Here is a 3,045-nt window from a genome sequence, read left to right as displayed (position 1 = left end):
AGTAAATCCATAATTAAGGCGATCGCTTCTTTTAAAAGCCTTTCTTCTTGTGCATAAGTTATTTTCTGATTGCTCTAAAAATATCCTACGAAAACTTCAAAATTAGCATATTGCTATAAAGTAGAGAGAATAGGATATTTTTTATTAGAGGATAACAAAATTGCTTTCACAAAATCCGATTGTCACATTTACGATTCTTTTATTAGTAATTTTAACTCTCCCCCCTCTGTTTGAGCGTCTCCGACTTCCTGGATTAGTGGGTTTATTAGTAGCAGGAATTGTTTTAGGTGGAGATGGATTAAAATTACTCGACCCAGAAACAGAGACAATGAAGTTATTATCAGATATTGGAAAAGTTTATCTGATGTTTGTTGCTGGCTTAGAAATTGATTTAGCAGAATTTAAAAAACATAAAGACCGCTCTCTTGGTTTTGGTGTTGCGACTTTTTTATTCCCTATTATTACTGGTACATTAGTTGCAAAAATATTTGGTTTAGGTTGGAATGGTGCAATTTTAACAGGTTCTTTACTTGCTTCTCATACTCTTTTAGGTTATCCGATAGTACAACAGTTGGGTGTAGTAGGAAATCAAGCAGTTACTGTAACAATTGGGGCAACTATTTTTACTGATATTGCAGCTTTATTAGTCTTAGCAATTTGTGTGTCAATTAATGCTGGTAATTTTTCTGTAATTAGTCTGACAATTCAATTGGGAAGTTTGGCTATTTATTCCGTTGTAATTCTCTGGGGTTTTCAATGGCTAGGTAAACAATTTTTCCGGCGAACTACTAATCAAGAAAGTAATCAATTTTTATTTATTTTGTTGGTTGTTTTTATTGCTGCTTTAGGTGCAACTGTGATTAATGTTGATAAAATTGTTGGTTCTTTTCTGGCAGGTTTAGCAGTTAATGATGTAGTGGGTAAAAGTCTGGTTAAGGATAAAATAAATTTTGTTGGGAGTGTTTTATTTATTCCTTGTTTTTTTGTTAATATGGGATTACTGCTGGATATTTCAGCTTTTATCAATACATTTTTAACTAGCTTTGAGTTAACTTTATCAATTATTCTAGGTTTGCTAGGCAGTAAATTTTTAGCTGCTTTTTTTGCCCAAAAAATTTATCACTATAATTGGAATGAAACTATGAGTATGTGGTCTCTGTCGATGCCACAGGTAGCAGCTACTTTAGCTGCTGCATTGGTGGGTGTGCAAGTAGGGATATTGCCAGAGACTATATTTAATAGTGTAATTTTTCTGATGTTAGTAACTTCTATTTTAGGTCCGATTCTTACTGCTAAGTTTGCCAGTAAACTTTCTTTGCCAGAGGTAGATATTGAATCAGATCAATCTTTGATTTGGTGGGAAACTCATCAACAAATTCCAGAGGGTTTTACAGAAGACGTTGATGAAAATTTTAACCATAATTTTGTGGTATTAGTGCCAGTCTATTTTTCTCCATTACAAACAAAATATTTGATTGAAATGGCAGCAATGTTGGCAAAGCATGAAGCTGGTTTAGTAATTCCTTTATCCTTAGTAAAAGGTTATCTAAAGATGGATTCCCCTCAGTTAAATATAGCTTTACAGCAGAGTTATCAAAGATTAAATTCTGTTTTAGACATTAGCAAAAATTTTCAAATTGACACTACTCCAGAAACTCGAATTTCTGATAATTTTGCTAAGACTATTAGTCGCACAGCACGAGAAAAAAATGCTAGTTTAATTGTTATGAGTTGGGGCAAGAATACTGGTATTAAAGCTCGTTTATTTGGAAATATAATAGACCAGGTATTTTACTCTGCTCATTGCCCGGTAGCTGTGATGCGTTTGTTGGAAGAACCGATTAATATTCATCGGATTTTAGTACCTGTTAAAAACATTACGCCTCAAGCATTAAGAACTGTGAGATTTGCTCAACTTTTTGCTGATACTAATCAAGCTTCCGTGACTATACTTCATGTGTGCGATCGCCAAACTCCTGAAGCACAAATTAATAAGTTTTATTCTCAACTTTCTCAGCTTATTTCTCAAGGTAATACTGAAGTTAAATCAAGAATTAAAATTATTCGTTATGATGATGTTGCACCTGTGATTAGTAAAGCAGCAAGAGCTTATCAATTAGTAATTTTACGCTCTATGCGACGACGTACTGCAGGAGGATTATCTGTTAGTGATGTTACGACTAAAGTTTTGTCTGAAATTACTTGTTCAGTGGTTATATTTGGAGAGCCTTATTCTTGATTTTAGGGAATAGGGAATAGGGAATAGGAAAGATAAAGCCAAAACTTAAAAGGCAAAAGGTAAAAATAAGAGAAGTTGATGATTTTTGCATTGGATAAGTAGGTGGGTTTAATTAAGTGTGAAATATTATTGCGAGGAGGAACGACGAAGCAATCTTAATTACTTTACCAAGTTGCTATGCAAATTTTTATCGTCTTGGATGGAGCATATAATATTTATCTCTGCCTATCTACATATATAAATTTTGAATTGATTTTTCGCTCATAAGTCATAAGTATAGCAATCCTAAATAAGTCGTAAAAAGTAAATAAAAAAACTGAAAGTCCGACCTGTTGGCTGTTTCCTAAAAAGCGGTAAGATTTTTGACAAGAATAAAATAGGATTGCTATATATCCAAAGAAAATAATCTAAGGTGCAAATTAAACAACCTCCGGAAAACCACATAAGGAAAATGTAGTGCTAATTAAGAACAAAATTTAAGTTTTTCAACTTGTCAATATTTTTAAATTACAGGGGCATCAAACAGGTTACTAAAACTATATAAGGAAGAATAATAATGCAGATATTTAGTAATAATGCTCCAAAAATGTTTTCTAAACCTCAACCTGGTATAGTCGATGAAAAAATTACTCCTGATGAACCTGGAAGAGTTAAATTCAAAGCTACATATTGGCCTGCGATGCTTTTTAGAGGTTACAGCATGACTCTTGAGCCTGGTCAAGAAGTTGCGGTTATTGGTCGTCAGGGAATTACTTTATTAGTGCGACCTCTATAAGTGGAGTGGGGGAGTAGGGGAGTAGGGGAGT

At 33.5% G+C, this 3,045-nt stretch carries 2 protein-coding genes; both read left to right on the top strand.

The window, feature by feature from the left end; translation table 11 throughout:
• Positions 1 to 160: 160 nt before the first annotated feature.
• Positions 161 to 2,239, top strand: a complete 2,079-nt coding sequence (locus AFK68_RS04085; RefSeq protein WP_094671701.1) for a cation:proton antiporter — start codon at positions 161 to 163, stop codon at positions 2,237 to 2,239.
• A 556-nt stretch (positions 2,240 to 2,795) separates the two neighbouring features.
• Complete coding sequence (locus tag AFK68_RS04080; RefSeq protein WP_246843983.1) at positions 2,796 to 3,014, top strand: NfeD family protein; 219 nt, start codon at positions 2,796 to 2,798, stop codon at positions 3,012 to 3,014.
• The last annotated feature ends 31 nt before the right edge of the window (positions 3,015 to 3,045 follow it).

This window comes from Hydrocoleum sp. CS-953 (genome assembly GCF_002260545.1).
Taxonomy (GTDB): Bacteria; Cyanobacteriota; Cyanobacteriia; order Cyanobacteriales; family Microcoleaceae; genus Trichodesmium.
The sequence above is the reverse complement of the archived record's forward strand: the minus strand, read 5'-3'. Positions and strand labels throughout refer to the sequence as shown.